Here is a 16,980-nt window from a genome sequence, read left to right as displayed (position 1 = left end):
GCGCGCGTCCGGGGCGGTCGTGCAACCACCCGGCATACGCCGTGCGTCCGTACATCAGTACGCTCATTGCCGGTGTACGGGGAGGACAACACAGTGGACAGTGGTGCGATACGCCGACGAGTGGCGGTCGGCCTGGCGTTGCTGACCGCGTCCGGAGTGCTCGCGGTCGCGGCCCCGGCCGAGGCGCAGGCCGCGCCCACGCGGTGCGAGGGGCGCAAGGTCAGGACGTACCCGTTCACCACCGGCACCCTCTACGTCTACAAGAAGCGCGGCTACATCTGCGCCGTCACCGTCCCCAAGGACCCCGGGCGTGAGCAGAAGATGATGGTCAGCGTGCAGGCGTACCGAGCCAACCCGGTCAAGGACGAGGGTGTGTACAGCTACCGGGCCGGTCCGGTCACCGTCCATGCCGGGCACCGCTGTGTGTGGGTGAAGGGCAGGGTGGGGCGGGGGTCGGTGAGCAAGGGCTGGATACTCTGCTGACGCATCCCTTGGAAGATTGCTTCATCTCCCCTGTTGCGGTGGCGAGTTGACCGATAGCTTGCGCCGGACATCCGCTTCTCAGGGGAGAGTGCATGGCGCGCAAGACCCTCAGATGGCTGCTGACGCTCGCGCTGCTCATGGGCGCGCTCGGCACGGCCACGGCAGGGGCGGCCACCGCCGCCGAGCCGGACATCAAGGAACGGCTGCTGTCCATACCGGGCATGAGCCTCATCGAGGAGAAGCCGTACCCCGGCTACCGCTTCTTCGTCCTCAACTACACCCAGCCGGTCGACCACCGGTACCCGTCCAAGGGCACGTTCCAGCAGCGCCTCACCGTGCTGCACAAGGACGTCTCCCGCCCGGCGGTCTTCTACACGAGCGGCTACAGCGTCTCCACGACGCCGAGTCGCCGTGAGCCGACGCAGATCGTCGACGGCAACCAGATCTCCATGGAGTATCGCTTCTTCACACCGTCCCGGCCCCAGCCGGCCGACTGGACCAAGCTGGACATCTGGCAGGCGGCGAGCGACCAGCACCGCATCTTCAAGGCGCTGAACAAGGTCTACGACAAGAACTGGATCTCCACGGGCGGCTCGAAGGGCGGCATGACCGCCACGTACTACGAGCGGTTCTACCCCCGTGACATGGCCGGCGTCGTCGCCTACGTCGCCCCCAACGACGTCGTGAACGACGAGGACGCGGCATACGACCGCTTCTTCGCCGAGGTCGGCACCAAGGAGTGCCGGGACCGGCTGAACGCGGTGCAGCGGGAGGCGTTGGTGCGCCGGGAGCCGCTGACGAAGCGGTACGCGGCCTACGCGGCGGAGCACGGCTACACCTTCGACACGGTCGGCAGCCTGGACAAGGCCTACGAGGCGGTCGTCCTGGACTACGTCTGGGGCTTCTGGCAGTACAGCCTGCTGTCCGACTGCGACACGATCCCGGCGGACGCGGCGCAGGCCGGTGACGAGGCGATCTGGAACTCCATCGACACGATCACGGGGTTCGCCTCCTACACGGACCAGGGCCTGGAGCCGTACACGCCGTACTACTACCAGGCAGGCACCCAGCTGGGCGCGGCGACCATCCAGTTCCCGCACATCGAGCGGAAGTTGATCCGCTACGGCTACCTTCCGCCGAGGCACTTCGTCCCGCGCGACATCCCGATGAGGTTCCAGTCGTGGGCCATGCGTGACGTGGACACCTGGGTCCGCCACAACGCCCGGCACATGCTCTTCGTCAACGGCGAGAACGACCCGTGGAGCGCGGAGCCCTTCCGTGTGGGCAAGGGTGCGCAGGACTCCTACGTCTTCACGGCACCCGGGGCCAACCACGGGGCGCGGGTCGCGGGCCTGGTGGACACGGAGCGGACCCTGGCCACGGATCGCATCCAGGACTGGGCGGGCGTGGCGACGGAAGCGGACGGGGCGAAGCCGCTGGCCGCCTTCGACGCGAAGCTGGACCGGGCCGAGAGGGAGCAGCAACTGCGCCCGTGAGGGCAGGGCGGCTCACACCGGCCGCGCGCACCCCACCGGCCTCTCGCCGCCCAGTTGGACGTACAGGGCCGTCGACAGCGGGCACTTCGCCCGCTTGTCGACGGCCTTCGTCACCTTGTACTGCGGCTTGCGCTTGGCCTTGCCGTCGCACGACGTCTCGCGGACCTGGCCGTCGCCGGAGCTGTAGACGCAGTCGCCGACGATCGTGCGGGGGCCTCCTCCGCCGCCGGGGTCGCCGGGGTGGGGGGAGGCGAGGTTGCGCATGCAGGCGTAGCCCTGGGGGATGGCGCCGTCGCCGTCCTCGTCGGAGGTGCGGCTCTGTTCGGTGATGTGCAGGACGAAGTCGGTGGTTCCGGGGCAGAGCGGCCCGGCACCCACCCTGCCGTCGTGCCGGGCCACGACCCGTGCCGCCGCCCGTTCGCTGGTGCAGGACACCTCGGTGAAGCTCGTCGTACCGAAGGAACTGCACTCGTCGACGCCGAGGAACACCTCGCCGTATCCGGCGGGCCGGGTCGGCGTCATCGGCCGCCCGTTCCCGTTCCCGTTCCCATTCCCGCTCCCGTCCCCGTTCCCGGTTGAGCTCCCGCTCTCCCCGAGCCGCCCGTCCTTCTCCTCTGCCGCCCCCGACGGGCTCTGGCACCCCGTCAACAACACAACGAGCAGCGCCAGCAACGCGCAGGCCACCCCCGCCACACTTCTCTCGCGCATCGCACTCCCCCCGACTACCCCCCTCCAGCGTGGCCCGTCGCGGCGGGCACACGCCAGACGTGTGGGGTCCTTTGCGTCGGTTGGGGGTGAGTGCGCCCGTTGTGCGGCGTACGGGCTCTACGCCCAAAGTGCTACGGCCTGCTACCTGCTCCCGTACGACAGTCCGTGCCCGACCGGATACAGCACCCGCGTCGGATCGTCCGCCCGCTGCACCGGCACCGGCAGCCTCCCCCGCGGGGACACCCGCCCGGCGATCACCCGGGCGGCCGCCCGCAGTTCGACGTCGGTCCAGGAGTAGGACGCCAAGTAGGCGGGGACGGCGGGCAGTTGGGCCACGTCGTACGGGTTGCGGATCGCCACCGCCGCCACCGGTTTCCCTGTCGCGAGGAGCTGCTCGACCAGGGTCTTCTGCGTGCTGCTCGCCGTGACGTTGTACGTCCCGACCACCACCGCGTCCGCCTTCCGTGCCGCCTCGACGGCCCGGGCGATGGTGTCGGCGGAGGGTGCCGTACCGGTCGACAGGGCGGTCGCCGTGAAGCCCAGCTCGGTGAGGGCGGCGGCGAGCACGCCGGTCGGAGGTCCTGTCGTGCCGGACGGGGAGGCCGGGTCGGCACCGACGACCAGGAGCTTGGGGTGCGTGCGGCGGGACAGCGGGAGGACGGACCCGTTGTTGACCAGCAGGGTCGTCGTCCGCTCGGCGATGCGGTCGGCTGTCCTGAGGTGGGACGGGGTGCCGACGTTGCGGTCGACGCCGCCCTGGCTGACGTACGGCTCCTCGAAGAGCCGCAGCTTCGCCTTCAGCCGCAGGATCCGCAGGATCGACTCGTCGAGCCGCGCCTCGGTCAACTCGCCGTCCTGGACGGCCTTGAGGACCGCGTTCCACGCGATGTCGATCGACGGCGGGTTGAGCAGCTGGTCCACACCCGCCTTGAGCGCGAGGACGGGGACGCGGTCGTCGCCGTACTTCGTCCGTACGCCCTCCATGCCGAGGGAGTCGGTCACCACCAGCCCGTCGTAGCCGAGCTCCTCGCGCAGGATGCCGGTGAGGATGGGGCGGGAGAGAGTGGCCGGGTCGCCGGAGTCGTCGAGGGCCGGGACCATGATGTGCGCGGTCATGATCGAGTCGATGTCGGCGCGGATGGCCGCCCGGAAGGGCGGGGCGTCGAGCCGGTTCCACTGCTCGCGGGTGTGGGTGATGACCGGGAAGCCGTAGTGGCTGTCGACGGCGGTGTCGCCGTGGCCCGGGAAGTGCTTGGCGGTGGCCGCGACTTGCCGGTCGCCGCGCGATCGCTGGTATCCGGCCACCTCGGCGGCGACCATGCCGGCCACGGCGTCGGGCTCCGAGCCGAAGGAGCGCACGCCGATGACCGGGTTGGCCGGGTTGACGTTCACGTCGGCCACGGGGGAGTAGTTCTGCCGGATGCCGAGCGCCTTGAGTTCCTGTCCGGCGATACGGCCGAGGGTGCGGGCGTCGGCGCGTGAGCCGCCGGCTCCGATGGCCATGGCGCCCGGGAAGAGGGTGGCGGGCTCGCCGACGCGGCAGACGATGCCGTGCTCCTGGTCGGTCGAGACGAGCACGGGCAGGCCGCGGGGCTGGGTGAGGGACGCCCGCTGGATGCCGTTCGACAGGTCGGCGATCTGGTGTGGGTCGCGGGTGTTGTGCGCCCAGGTGAAGTAGATGATGCCGCCCACGCGGTACTTGGCGATCAGCTCGGCGGCCGTGCGGACGCCGATCTCCTTGAGGTTGGCGTCGATGTCGGCCTGGTCGGGGGCGGTGGCGGAGTGGCCGTAGACCCGCATGACGAAGAGCTGGCCGACCTTCTCCGGCAAGGTCATCCGGGCGATGAGGGCGCGGAGTTTTCGGTCGTCGGGGGTGGGTGATGCGGCGCGGGCGGGGCCGGCGACGGCCAGGGCGGTGGTGACGCCGGCGGTGGCCGCGAGAACCGTACGTCTTGAAGGTGTTGCGGTGCTTTCCTTGCTTCCCTTGCTTCCCGTGCTGGTGTCGGGCACGTGCGCTCCTTCCGGAGGTGGTGCGCTGAAGGAAACTTCCGAGAAGTCACCAATAACCGGGAAGTTTCTGCCAGTCAAGGGAACGAACCGTAACCAACAAGGGGCCGCCATCGGCGCAGTTGGAGGGGGGCGCGCCGATGACGGCGTGCTGCCGGCCGTGGCACGGCGGAGAGGGTGGTCAGCGATCGCAGCCAGCAGCGAGGGCCGACACCGCACCAAGGTGACTCTCCGGCAGCTTGCGGGTTGGACGAGCGGGGGTGGGGCTGGGTTCCCGGTATGGCCGGAATCCGCGAAGTTGGTGAGGCGGGGGTCTGGGGGGCGGGTGGGTCCATCCCGTGGACGTGGCGGCGCCGGGGTCGGGGGCCGGGCGATCATGAGGGTATGCCCGTAGTCGACATCCCCGGTTCCAAGTCCATCACCGCCCGCGCCCTCTTCCTCGCGGCGGCGGCCGACGGTGTCACCACCCTCGTACGGCCGCTGCGCTCCGACGACACGGAGGGCTTCGCCGAAGGGCTGGCCCGGCTCGGGTACCGGGTCGGCCGCACCCCGGACACCTGGCAGGTCGACGGCCGCCCGCAGGGCCCCGCGGTCGACGAGGCGGACGTCTACTGCCGCGACGGCGCGACCACGGCCCGCTTCCTGCCGACGCTGGCCGCGGCCGGCCACGGCACGTTCCGCTTCGACGCCTCGCCCCAGATGCGCCGCCGCCCCCTGCTCCCGCTGACCCGCGCCCTGCGCGACCTCGGCGTGGACCTGCGGCACGAGCAGCAGGAGGGCCACCATCCTCTGACGGTCGCGGCGGCCGGCGTCGAGGGCGGCGAGGTGACGCTGGACGCGGGCCAGTCCTCGCAGTACCTGACCGCGCTGCTGCTGCTCGGGCCGCTGACCCGCACGGGCCTGCGGATCACGGTGACCGACCTGGTCTCGGTGCCGTACGTCGAGATCACGATCGCGATGATGCGGGCCTTCGGGGTGGAGGTGCGCCGCGAGGGCGACGTCTTCGTCGTCCCGCCCGGCGGCTACCGCGCCACGACGTACGCCGTCGAGCCCGACGCGTCGACCGCGAGCTACTTCTTCGCGGCCGCCGCCGTCACCGGCGGCGAGGTGACGGTCCCGGGCCTCGGCGAGGGCGCGCTCCAGGGCGACCTGGGCTTCGTCGACGTACTGCGCCGGATGGGCGCCGAGGTGTCGGTGGGCGCGCAGGCCACGACGGTCCGGGGGACCGGCGAACTGCGGGGCGTCACCGTCAACATGCGGGACATCTCCGACACCATGCCGACACTCGCGGCCATCGCGCCGTTCGCCTCCGGACCGGTGCGGATCGAGGACGTGGCGAACACGCGGGTGAAGGAGTGCGACCGGCTGGAGGCGTGCGCGGAGAATCTGCGGCGGCTGGGGGCGGAGGTGGCGACGGGGCCGGACTGGATCGAGATCCGGCCGGGGGCCGCGCCTTCGGGGCTCGGCGGTGGGCTCTCGGGTGCGGAGATCACGTCGTACGGCGACCACCGCATCGTCATGTCCTTCGCCGTGACCGGGCTGCGGGTGCCGGGGATTTCGTTCGACGACCCCGGCTGCGTACGGAAGACCTTCCCCGGTTTCCACGAGGAGTTCGGGGCGCTGAGGGCGCGGTGGTGACGAGGGTGGGCCGCCCGGAGTACCGGCACGCCGCCGATCCGGCCCTGGCGGCGCTGGACCGGTAAGGCGACGATCGGAAACCATCGACGCCATGACCGCGTACCTCATCCTCCACGGCTGGCAGAACCACCGCCCCAAGGATCACTGGCAGCACTGGCTCGCCGACCGTCTCACCGAGCGGGGCCATCAGGTCGCCTACCCGCAGCTGCCCGACCCCGACGAGCCCGAACTTGGGGTCTGGCTGGGCGAGTTGGACCGACATCTCGGCGCGCCGGCCGCCGTGTCGGAGCGGGTCGTCGTCGCGCACAGCCTGTCCGCCGTGCTGTGGCTGCACGCCGTGGCGCGGGGGCTGCCGGGGCCGGCCGCCGTGGACCGCGTGCTGCTCGTCGCCCCGCCGTCCGGCGCCGTGCTCGCCCGCCACCCCGAGGTCGCCGAATTCGCCCCGCCGTCCCTGGAGTTCACGCTCCCCGGCCCGACCCGCCTGGTCGCCGGCGACGACGACCCGTACTGCGAGGAGGGCGCCGACTCCGTTTACGGCGACCCCCTCGCCCTCCCGACCGACATCCTCCCCGGCGCCGCTCACCTCGACCTGGACGCCGGCTACGGGCCGTGGCCCGCGGTACTGGACTGGTGCCTGGATCCGGCCGCACGGCTCACGGCACGTCAGGACTAGCCGCGTCCGCAGCGTTCGCCCCGTCTGCCGCGTCCGCCCTGTCCGCCCCCTCCGCCCTGTCCGCCCCGTCCCGCAGCTCCGGAGTGCTCGTGCCGACGTAGGCCACCGCCAGAACGCACAGCAGCCCGCCGGTGACGAGGGCGGTCGCGCCGGACGACCAGCCGGCGATCAAGCCGCCGCGCACGTTGCCGAGGTGCGGGCCTCCCTGGCCGACGATCTGCTCGGCGGCCGTGACCCGGCCCAGCAGGGCGTCGGGAGTACGGGTCTGGACGATCGTGGTGCGCGACACCACCGCCATGCTGTCGGCGGCCCCCGCCACCACCAGCAGCCCGAGCCCGGCCCACGGGTCGGCCACCAGACCGAACAGCGCCAGCGCCACGCCCCACGTCGCCGAAGCGCACAGCATCACCGGGCCGGGGCGGCCCAGCCGGGTGACCGAACCCGACAGGGCCGTCGCCGTGACACCGCCCACCGCGAGGGCGGAGACGAACAGGCCGAGGGTGCGCGGGTTGCCGCCGAAGCGTTCGGCGTTGACCAGGGGGAAGAGGCTGACCGGCATGGCGAGGACGGTGGCGGCGAGGTCGGTGACCAGCGCGCCGCGCACCACCCGGTGGCCGGCCAGGAAGCGCAGCCCGTCCAGGACGCCGTGCAGTCCGGCCCGGGACGGCTCGCCCTCGGGCGGCAGCGCGGGCAGGCCGAAGGCGCCGTAGAAGGCGAGGCCGAAACTCAGGGCGTCCAGCAGGTAGCAGACGCCGATGCCGAACCAGCCGAGGAACAGCCCGCCCAGCGCCGGCCCGAGCAGCATCATCGCCTGGCCGGTGACCTGGTTGAGGGCCAACCCCGCCGCCACCTGTTCCTTCGGCAGCAGCCGCGGCACGAACACGCCCGCCGCCGGGCCGCCGACCGCGCCGAAGCAGGAGCCGGCCGCCAGGAGCGCGAGGATCCCGGCGACCGGCACACCTCCGGTGAAGCCCTGCACCGCGAGCAGCAGCGCGCACACCGCCTGCCCGACGGTGGCGACCAGGTAGATCCGCCGCCGGTCCCCCCGGTCCACCCAGGCCCCGGCCAGCAGCCCCACCCCCACCATGGGCACCACCTGCGCCAGCCCGACCGCACCGCTCCAGACCGCGCTGTGCGTCATCTCCCAGACCTGGTACATGACGGTCACCATGGTCATGAAGCCACCGAGCAGGGAAACGGTCCGCCCGATCAGCAGCCGCCGGAAGACGGGGGAGCTACGCAGCGGCCCTACGTCGATCAACGCACGGGCGAGGCTCATGAGGGCATGGCGGGGCGCGGGGTGGGCTCAGGCACGAGGGGGGACGCTATACGGCGGGCCGTGCGCGGGCCAGCGAATTATGCTCCGCAGATCCGAGGAAGGTCGGCCGAGGAAGATCGGCCGAGGAGGGTCACCTGTGTCCACCGAAGCACCGGCGGGAACGCTGCACCACCTCGAGATCTGGGTGCCGGACCTCGAACGGGCCGTCGCACCGTGGCAGTGGCTCCTGCACGAGCTGGGCTACACGCTCTTCCAGAGCTGGGAGAACGGGCGCAGCTGGCGTCTCGGTCCTACCTACCTCGTCTTCGAGCAGTCGCCGGCGCTCACCGCAGCCCGCCACGACCGGTGCGCGCCCGGCCTGAACCACCTCGCCTTCCATGTCCGGGACCGGCAGACCGTCGACACCCTGGCGGAACGGGCGGTGGGCAACGGCTGGACGCTGCTGTTTCCCGAGCGGCATCCGCATGCGGGCGGGGAGCGGCACTACGCGGCCTACCTGGAGAACAGCGACGGCTTCGAGGTGGAACTCGTGGCTCTCCCCTGACGGCGGAGGGTGCCCGTCTTCTCCCGCCCCCGGCCGTCGGCGTGGGGGCCTAGGCCGACTCGTTCAGCAGGCGCGACAGGTGCTCCCGCCCCGCGTCGAGCAGTCCTTCGAGCGGGGCGGCGTCCTCGTACCACCGCTTCTCGTACTCCCAGCACAGCCAGCCGTCCCAGCCGTGCCGGGAGAGGATCTCCACGCACTCGACGAGGGGCAGTACTCCGGCGCCCAGCGCGATCGGGGTCGTGTCGTCGGCGGAGGCGATGTCCTTGACCTGGACGTAGCCGAGGTACGGGGAGAGGGCCGCGTAGCTCTCCGAGGGCTGCTCGCCGCCCAGCCAGGTGTGCATGACGTCCCACAGCGAACCGACGTGGCGGTGGCCGACCAGGCCGAGGACGTGGATCGAGTCGGCGGCGGTGCGGTGCGAGTCGTGGGTCTCCAGCAGGATCCGTACGCCCATGTCGGCGGCGTACTCCGCGGCCGTACCCAGCCGCCGCGCGGCGATCGCGTCCGCCGACTGCCGGCTCTGCTCGGGGTCGGCGCCGGGGAAGACGCGGACGAAGGGGGCGCCGAGGTCGTGGGCGAGGTCGACGAGCCTGCGCATCTCCTCGATCACGGGCCCGTCGTCACCGGGCGCGGCGACCCGGGTGTACCCCGCCAGGCCCAGCAGCTCGACACCGGCGGCCTTGAACTCGGCCGCCACATCGGCCCGTTCGGCGGGGCCGAGGCCCAGATGCACCGGCTCCTCCGGGTGCGTGCGCAGCTCGACGCCGTGATACCCGTGGGCGGTCGCCAGCCGCAGCACGTCGGGGAGGGGGAGACCGGGGACGCCGAGGGTGGAGAACGCCAGTTTCATGGATCCCACCTTGCCAGGGAAACGAGGGCACGCCCATCCGGCAGGCGGGCCGGGGGCGCTCCGGACCTGTCACCTCCTGCCCCGTACCGGTGATCTCACTCCTGTGTGCCGTGCAGGTCCAGGCGCCAGTCCTGGCCGTTCAGGTCCGTGCCGAAGGAGCGGTGGGGTTTCTCGGCGGTGAGGACGAAGCCGTGGCGCTGGTAGAGGCGGCGGGCGGCGGCCAGGACGTCGTTGGTCCACAGGACGAGGTCGCGGTAGCCGACCCCGCGGGCGAAGTCGACGACCGCGGTGACCAGCCGGTCGCCGATGCCGAGGCCGCGGGCGTCGGGCTCGACCAGGAGCAGCCGCAGCCGGGCCGTGCCGGGCGCCTCGTCCCGTACGCACATCACACAGCCCACCGGCCGCCCGTCCAGCTCGGCGATCCACACCCGCTCCAGATGCGGATCGTGATCCTCCGCGAAGTCCGCGACGATCCTCGCCACGAGCCCCTCGTAGTCGGCGTTGAAGCCGTACTCGGCGGCGTACAGCGCGGCGTTGCGCTGCACGATCCAGCCGAGGTCGCCGGGGCCGGGCTCGCGCAGCAGGACGTCCTCGCGGCGGGGAGGGCGGCGGTGGGACAGGATGGTGCGTACGGTCGTCATCGCCTCGGCGAGGCGCGGCCGTTCCGTTGCCGGCACGGTCGACAGCAGCGAACCGACCGATTCGTTCGCCCGCTCCTCCAGCAGCTTGCCGGTCTCCCGGCCGCGCGCGGTGAGCGTGACGCGCCGGCGCCGCGGATCGTGCCGGGAGGCCGTGCGCTCGATGAGCCCGTCCTGCTCGAACTTGTTCAGTATCCGGCTCAGATACCCCGCGTCCAGCGAGAGCTCGGCCCGCAGGTCGGCCGCGTCCGTACGCGGGGAGTGCGCGAGCTCGTACAGGACGCGGGACTCGGTGAGGGTGTACGGGGCGTAGAGCTGGCGGCTGTAGTCGAGGGCGCCGATGACGTTCGTGTAGAAGCGGTTGAAGGCGCGGATGTCGTGGACGGTCATGGTCGTCGATCCCCGGATGCTTCGGATGCTTGACTCAGATGTTTGACTCAGTCAGAGATATCGCCATGTCGAGCCTAGGACGCCCGCGCCTGCACGGCTACCCCTCGGTGGCTACCCTCGGCGGCTGGCCCTCGGTGGCGGGCCGGTAGACGCACACCTGGGCGCCCGTCTTGGCGGTGGTCGACCAGGCCCTCCTGGATGAGGGTCCGGACGAGGGTGGGGCTGCCCATCATCGCCAGGTCGCCGCCCTCGGATTCCCGCAACCCGGGCGTGTCGGCGTCAGGGTGGTGCCGGATGGGGGCGTCGGACACAAGTGTGTAGATCGAATGCGTGACCCTTCACGGAGTGTGTCGTTGATCGGATGACAGCATCATGGGTGGGGAGGGGGTATCGGTGAGTCGGAAGCTGCCGCTTGCCGCGGGCGAGGCATCCCGGACTGCCTGTGCCCACATGGTCCTGCGCACTGGTGTGGATGAGGAGACCGGCGAACTCCTTCCTGTTTCTGTGCTGGCTGAGCGTGTCGGCTGGGCTGCAGATCTGGCGTGCGGCATGGTCGGCAAGCTGCTGGCCGAGCACTGGAACCCCGCAGATGTGGACGCGCTGGCTTCGGGTGAAGACGCCGGCGGCAGGAAGTTGCCGTCCAATGCGTGGATGGCGCTGCGCCGCCTCGGCTGGACCGTGAACGCGCCCGAAGCTGTGAAGGTCAACGACCGAATTGTTCGCATGGCACAGGAGGCGGCCGGGCGGGCGCTGCGGTCGGCGAAGTGGCGGGCCGACCTGACCGCCGGTGTTCTCGCCACGTGGCCTGCCGATCCGGCCAGGCGCACTGCTGAGGAGTGGGATGCGGTGCGCGAGGCGGTTCCGGGCGGGTGGTCTCTGCCGTCCAGCGTGATCAAGTCCCGTACCCGGCAGGCCGCCGCCTTCGAGCGACGGCGCGGGCGGCTCCCGGCCGATTTATTCGAACTGGAGTCGAAGCCCCGTGTCGCGCGGATGCTGCTGCTGTCGGCGTGCGACAGCCAGCAGGCCACCATCGAACGGCATGAGACCGGGCCGGGCCGGGCGCTGCTGCGGTTGCAGCTGCCTACCCGCGCCGATCCGTGCTCCTACGGGGAGTGGACGTGGGTCGCCTGCCCTATCACGCTGCCGCCAACGATCCCGGCGGATGCGGTCCTTCACCTGCCCACCCTACGCATCCACCACGGCCGGGTGCTGGCAGATATTGCATGCACCTACGCCGTACCGAAGACAGCCCGCACCGGGCACACGATCGCGCTAGGCGTGGACTGGGGCCTGAACACCCTGCTCAGCGCGGGTGTTATCCGGCTCGGGGACAATGGCGTGATCACGGCTCTCGGCAGCGGGGGGATGTTCCGTGCCGCCGGTATCCTCGCCAAACAGCACCGCCTGCGGCGTGAGAGCGAGTACCTGCACGCCAAATTCGACCAGTACCAGCGGCTCATCGCAGGAGACGATCAGCACGCTCTGACCGCGAAGCGCGAGGTGCTCGACGATGAGATCCGGCATGTCTCCAACCGCCGCTCCCACCTCAACGACGCCTTGGCCCGGGCCGCTGCCCGCTGGGCCGTCGACCAGGCCATCGCTGCCTCCGTGACTGTGATCTATGTCGAAGACCTGCGGTCGATGGAGGCCAAGGGTATGGGGCGCACGATGAACACCCGCCTGTCTCAGCAGGTTCGCGGGCAGATCGTGTACCTGATGCGCCACCTGGCCGCAGAGGTTGGCATCGCCGTGGTGATGGTCCCGGCTCGGAACACCTCGAAGCACTGCCCCCAGTGCATGTTCCCGCTGCGGCACAGCAGATCTCCCGACCGACCCACCACACCCGGCTGGAAGTGGGCCATCTGCGGCTCCTGTCGCTGGCAAGGCGACCGCGACACCGGCGCGTGGCAGCGCATCGCGGCACGTGGCCTAACACACCAGACGCAGACCGTGACTGACCGCGCCACCGGCGCCATGGTCATCCGCTCGGTGGTCGACACGCTCGAAGTTCAAGCTGTGGTCACTCCGACCACCACGAAGACCGGCCGGGACCGGTCGAAGACCGGACCCACCCGGCCTCGTCCCTCACGCCCCGCGCCCAGGCGACGCAGGGCACCCTCCCCCGCCGACCACTGCGGCACGGCGGGCAAGCGTCCGGAGGGACACGCCCACACGGGCCGGACCGGGCTGCCCCGCGCAGCCCACCGGCACCAGGGCGTGACGACGATCAGCACACCCGCCACCTGCCGACATTGGCCACGAGGAGCTGCACTGGGAGCGGGCTTCCACCTGCACGCCCACGCTTCCCCTCCATGGTGGGCAGAACCTGCCCAGGACCTACTTCCTGCGTGGGATCGCTTGGCTGATCAGAGACGCTGATGAACTCGGTGATGCGGAGCCAGGGATTCGGCGGGTGCGTGCCGGTGTGGCAGCACAACAGCCGTACTGATGAACGAAGATCACGCCCCGGCACCGCACACCTTCCTCGGAAGCAAGCGATACCCGGCCCGCCTCACGCCTCAGGAAACGCGAGGCCCCCCAGAAGACCCCCGAACCATCAACTCCCCCCGAATCGTCGCGATCCCCCCAGGCGGCGCATCCTCCCGCCCCATGGCGATCCGCCCGGCCCGCGCCCCCGCCTCCGCCAACGGCAACCTCACCGTCGTAAGGGAAGGCACCGCGTCGATGCTGAACGGAAGGTCGTCGAAGCCCGCCACCGAAACGTCGTCCGGAATCCGCAGCCCGGAGTCCCGCAGGGCCGCGCACGCGCCTAGCGCGACGGAGTCGTTCGCCGCGACCACGGCCGTCAGGGACGGATCCCGGCGCAGCAGCTCCAGGGTGGCCTCGTAGCCCGACTGCCGGTCATAGCGCCCGTACACCGACCACCGGGGGTCCTCCTCGATGCCGTGTGCCTCCAGTGCGGCGCGGTGGCCCTCCAGGCGGTGGCGGGTCGTCGTGCGCTCCTGAGGGCCCGCGATGTAGCCAAGCCGTCGATGCCCGAGCCCGATGAGGTGCTCGGTCAGCTCACGGCCGCCCCCGCGGTTGTCGAAGGTCAGCGCGATCGCGCCCGTGTCCGGCGCCGGCGGCCGTCCGCAGAGCACCACCTTCGTACCGGCGTCCGCCAGCTTGCGGAGCTTCGCGGCCACCGCCGCGGCGTGCGGCGCGTCCTCCACGGCGCCGCCGGTCAGCACGACCGCCGCGGCCCGCTGCCGCTGCAGCAGGGTGAGATACGTCAGCTCCCGCTCCGGCGAGCCGCCCGTGTTGCAGACCACCGCCAGCCGCTCACCGCCCGCGCGGCCGCCCGGCCCGCCGATCTCCAACTGGATGGCGCTCGCCATGATCCCGAAGAAGGGGTCGGCGATGTCGTTGACCAGGATGCCGACCAGGTCGGACGTGGCCGCGGCGAGCGCACTCGCCGGCCCGTTCAGCACGTAGTCCAGCTCGTCGACCGCCCGCAGCACCCGCTCACGGGTGGTGGCGGCCACGGGGTAGTTCCCGTTCAGTACGCGCGACACCGTCGCGGGGGAGACCTGGGCGCGGGCCGCCACGTCCGCCAGGGTCACCGTCATCTCGTCGTCCTCCGGTCGTGCATCTCGTCGTACACCTCGTTACGTGCTCACGGACAGGCTCGCGCCCACGTACTCACACGGGCTCGCGCCCAGGTACTCACAGGCAGGCTCGCGCCCACGTACTCACAGACAGCCTTACGCCCACGTAGACAGGCCGCCCACGCCCACGGTTCCGTGTGTGCCGAGCAGACCATACGGCCAATAACCCCTGTTGTTCGTCCCCTCGAACAACTCAGGCTGGTCACGGTCTTGTCCAGACCGCTGTTCAGAGGCTAGCTTCTAATGACATAGAAAGCGCTTGCTGTGACGCTCGCCAGTTGAAAGACAGGGGCGTACGCGGCGCAGACCCCGCGTACGAAGGGAACGACGTGACACGCAAGACGGTGCGTATCGCCATGAACGGTGTGACGGGGCGCATGGGCTACCGCCAGCACCTGGTCCGCTCCATCCTGGCCCTCCGCGAGCAGGGCGGACTCGACCTCGGCGACGGCACCGTGCTGTGGCCCGAGCCGATCCTGGTCGGCCGCCGCGAGCACGCGCTGAAGGCGCTCGCCGAGCAGCACGGCCTGGACCCGGAGAACATCTCGACCGACGTCGACGCGGTCCTCGCCGACCCGACCGTCGAGATCTACTTCGACGCCCAGGTCACCTCCGCCCGTGAGGAGGCGATCAAGAAGGCGATCGCCGCCGGCAAGCACATCTACACCGAGAAGCCCACGGCCACCGGTCTGGAGGGCGCCCTGGAGCTCGCGCGCCTGGCCAACGAGGCCGGCATCAAGCACGGCGTCGTCCAGGACAAGCTCTTCCTGCCGGGGCTGCTGAAGCTGAAGCGGCTCATCGACGGGGGCTTCTTCGGACGGATCCTCTCCATCCGCGGCGAGTTCGGCTACTGGGTCTTCGAGGGCGACTGGCAGAGCGCCCAGCGCCCCTCCTGGAACTACCGCTCCGAGGACGGCGGCGGCATCGTCGTCGACATGTTCCCGCACTGGGAGTACGTCCTCCACGAGCTCTTCGGCCGGGTGAAGTCCGTCCAGGCCATCGCCACCACCCACATCCCGCAGCGCTGGGACGAGGACGACAAGCCCTACGACGCCACCGCCGACGACGCCGCCTACGGCATCTTCGAGCTCGACGGCGGCGCCATCGCCCAGATCAACTCCAGCTGGGCCGTGCGCGTCAACCGCGACGAGCTGGTGGAGTTCCAGGTCGACGGGACGGAAGGGTCCGCGGTCGCAGGTCTGCGCAACTGCCGCGTCCAGCACCGTTCCCTCACCCCCAAGCCGGTCTGGAACCCGGACATCCCGGCCACCTACTCCTTCCGCGACCAGTGGCAGGAGGTCCCGGACAACGCCGACTTCGACAACGGCTTCAAGGCCCAGTGGGAGCTGTTCCTCAAGCACGTCTACGCCGACGCCCCCTACCACTGGGACCTCCTCGCCGGCGCCCGCGGCGTCCAGCTCGCCGAGCTGGGCCTGAAGTCCTCGGCCGAGGGCCGCCGTCTCGACGTGCCGGAGATCGCGCTGTGACCATCCAACTCCCCGACTTCAAGGGCGGGTTGAGGGCATACGACCCCCGCCCGGAACCCCTGGCCGTCACTCCGGGCGCGCCCTTCAGCTCCCGTACGGTCTACTCCGCGGCGCACGTCGTCGCCGACCCGTACGCCGACGTGTCGCCCGACTCGCCCGCCGCCGTCGACTGGGACGCCACCCTCGCCTTCCGCCGCCACCTGTGGTCGCACGGGCTCGGTGTCGCCGAGGCGATGGACACCGCCCAGCGCGGGATGGGCCTGGACTGGGCGGGCGCGGCCGAGCTGATCCGCCGTAGCGCCGCCGAGGCCAAGTCGGTCGGCGGGCTGATCGCCTGCGGTGTCGGCACCGACCAGATCACCGCCGGGTCTCTCGTGGAGGTCCGGGCGGCCTACGAGGAGCAGCTCGCCCTCGTGGAGGAGTCCGGCGCGCAGGCCATCCTGATGGCCTCGCGGGCGCTGGCCGCGGCCGCCTCCGGCCCCGAGGACTACCTGGAGGTCTACGGCCACCTCCTGCGCCAGTCCGCCGAGCCGGTGATCCTGCACTGGCTGGGCCCGATGTTCGACCCGGCCCTGGAGGGCTACTGGGGGTCGAGCGACCTGGACGCGGCCACGGACACCTTCCTGGAGGTCATCGCCGCGCACCCTGACAAGGTCGACGGCATCAAGGTGTCGCTGCTGGACGCTCAGCGGGAGATCGACATCCGCCGACGCCTCCCGCAGGGTGTGCGCTGCTACACGGGCGACGACTTCAACTACCCCGAGCTGATCGCCGGCGACGAGAAGGGTTTCAGCCACGCCCTGCTCGGCATCTTCGACCCGCTGGGGCCGCTGGCGGCGGAGGCGGTCCGGGTGCTGGACACGGGGAACGTGGCCGGGTTCCGGGAGCTGCTGGACCCGACCGTCGAACTGTCCCGCCACCTCTTCCAGACCCCCACCCGCTTCTACAAGACGGGCGTGGTCTTCCTGGCCTGGCTGGCCGGCCACCAGTCGCACTTCACCATGGTCGGCGGCCTGCAGTCGGCCCGCTCCCTCCCGCACTTCGCCCGCGCCTACGAACTCGCCGACGGACTGGGCCTGTTCCCGGACCCGAAGCTGGCCGAGGAGCGGATGAAGAACCTGCTGTCGCTGTACGGAGTCGCCCAGTGAGCGCCACGGATCCCGCCGATCTCGCCCGTTT

The 16,980-nt window shown here is 71.1% G+C and carries 14 protein-coding genes; 8 read left to right on the top strand and 6 right to left on the bottom strand.

Translation table 11 applies throughout. From position 1 onward, the window contains the following. The first annotated feature begins 93 nt into the window (after positions 1 to 93). Together ACIA8X_RS06455 and ACIA8X_RS06450 are read left to right on the top strand one after the other, a co-directional pair. A complete protein-coding gene (locus ACIA8X_RS06455; RefSeq protein ID WP_393451933.1) occupies positions 94 to 483 on the top strand; it encodes a hypothetical protein in 390 nt (129 codons plus the stop codon). Positions 484 to 575: 92 nt separating this feature from the next. Beyond that, the gene (locus ACIA8X_RS06450; RefSeq protein ID WP_399457878.1) at positions 576 to 1,979 is read left to right on the top strand and encodes a S28 family serine protease; all 1,404 of its coding nucleotides are present in this window, start codon (positions 576 to 578) and stop codon (positions 1,977 to 1,979) included. Positions 1,980 to 1,991: 12 nt separating this feature from the next. Here ACIA8X_RS06450 and ACIA8X_RS06445 read toward each other — a convergent pair whose 3' ends face one another. Both ACIA8X_RS06445 and ACIA8X_RS06440 read right to left on the bottom strand, forming a co-directional pair. Then, positions 1,992 to 2,687 carry a hypothetical protein gene (locus ACIA8X_RS06445; protein ID WP_393451926.1) on the bottom strand — a complete coding sequence of 232 codons (696 nt, stop codon included), beginning with the start codon at positions 2,685 to 2,687 and terminating at the stop codon, positions 1,992 to 1,994. Positions 2,688 to 2,828: 141 nt separating this feature from the next. Next, positions 2,829 to 4,697 carry a glycoside hydrolase family 3 protein gene (locus ACIA8X_RS06440; RefSeq protein WP_399457877.1) on the bottom strand — a complete coding sequence of 623 codons (1,869 nt, stop codon included), beginning with the start codon at positions 4,695 to 4,697 and terminating at the stop codon, positions 2,829 to 2,831. Between the two features lie 381 nt (positions 4,698 to 5,078). On the opposite strand from ACIA8X_RS06440, the gene aroA reads away from it, so the two are divergent. Continuing rightward, positions 5,079 to 6,332 carry a 3-phosphoshikimate 1-carboxyvinyltransferase gene (gene aroA / locus ACIA8X_RS06435; protein WP_399457876.1) on the top strand — a complete coding sequence of 418 codons (1,254 nt, stop codon included), beginning with the start codon at positions 5,079 to 5,081 and terminating at the stop codon, positions 6,330 to 6,332. Positions 6,333 to 6,423: 91 nt separating this feature from the next. Further along, complete coding sequence (locus ACIA8X_RS06430; protein ID WP_399457875.1) at positions 6,424 to 7,005, top strand: RBBP9/YdeN family alpha/beta hydrolase; 582 nt, start codon at positions 6,424 to 6,426, stop codon at positions 7,003 to 7,005. Here the strand turns inward: ACIA8X_RS06430 and ACIA8X_RS06425 are convergent. Then, positions 6,986 to 8,284, bottom strand: a complete 1,299-nt coding sequence (locus tag ACIA8X_RS06425) for an MFS transporter (protein WP_399457874.1) — start codon at positions 8,282 to 8,284, stop codon at positions 6,986 to 6,988. The two genes, ACIA8X_RS06430 and ACIA8X_RS06425, sit on opposite strands and share 20 nt — an antisense overlap. 136 nt (positions 8,285 to 8,420) lie before the next feature. Between ACIA8X_RS06425 and ACIA8X_RS06420 the strand changes: the two genes are divergently transcribed. Beyond that, complete coding sequence (locus ACIA8X_RS06420; protein WP_393451911.1) at positions 8,421 to 8,828, top strand: VOC family protein; 408 nt, start codon at positions 8,421 to 8,423, stop codon at positions 8,826 to 8,828. 49 nt (positions 8,829 to 8,877) lie between these two features. Here the strand turns inward: ACIA8X_RS06420 and ACIA8X_RS06415 are convergent, their stop codons facing one another. Both ACIA8X_RS06415 and ACIA8X_RS06410 read right to left on the bottom strand, forming a co-directional pair. Continuing rightward, entirely contained in the window at positions 8,878 to 9,678 is an 801-nt protein-coding gene (locus tag ACIA8X_RS06415; protein WP_399457873.1) for a sugar phosphate isomerase/epimerase family protein, read from the bottom strand. A 95-nt stretch (positions 9,679 to 9,773) separates the two neighbouring features. Then, on the bottom strand, positions 9,774 to 10,706 hold the full coding sequence (locus ACIA8X_RS06410; protein ID WP_399457872.1) for a GNAT family N-acetyltransferase: 933 nt from the start codon (positions 10,704 to 10,706) through the stop codon (positions 9,774 to 9,776). Positions 10,707 to 11,156: 450 nt separating this feature from the next. Between ACIA8X_RS06410 and ACIA8X_RS06405 the strand changes: the two genes are divergently transcribed. Next, positions 11,157 to 13,085, top strand: a complete 1,929-nt coding sequence (locus tag ACIA8X_RS06405; protein WP_393451902.1) for a zinc ribbon domain-containing protein — start codon at positions 11,157 to 11,159, stop codon at positions 13,083 to 13,085. Between the two features lie 140 nt (positions 13,086 to 13,225). Here ACIA8X_RS06405 and ACIA8X_RS06400 read toward each other — a convergent pair whose 3' ends face one another. Next, positions 13,226 to 14,275, bottom strand: coding sequence for a LacI family DNA-binding transcriptional regulator (locus ACIA8X_RS06400; RefSeq protein WP_393451899.1), 1,050 nt, complete (start codon positions 14,273 to 14,275; stop codon positions 13,226 to 13,228). 368 nt (positions 14,276 to 14,643) lie between these two features. On the opposite strand from ACIA8X_RS06400, the gene ACIA8X_RS06395 reads away from it, so the two are divergent. Continuing rightward, positions 14,644 to 15,801 (top strand): Gfo/Idh/MocA family protein, encoded by a 1,158-nt coding sequence (locus ACIA8X_RS06395; protein WP_399457871.1) that lies wholly within the window; start codon positions 14,644 to 14,646, stop codon positions 15,799 to 15,801. Continuing rightward, positions 15,798 to 16,949, top strand: a complete 1,152-nt coding sequence (locus ACIA8X_RS06390; RefSeq protein WP_393451893.1) for a dihydrodipicolinate synthase family protein — start codon at positions 15,798 to 15,800, stop codon at positions 16,947 to 16,949. The genes ACIA8X_RS06395 and ACIA8X_RS06390 overlap by 4 nt, the downstream gene beginning before the upstream one ends. Positions 16,950 to 16,980: the final 31 nt, after the last annotated feature.

Origin of the sequence: Streptomyces sp. NPDC051738, assembly GCF_044453205.1 — a bacterium.
Lineage (GTDB): Bacteria > Actinomycetota > Actinomycetes > Streptomycetales > Streptomycetaceae > Streptomyces.
Note: the sequence above shows the minus strand (reverse complement) of the source record. Positions and strands in the feature narration are given on the sequence as shown.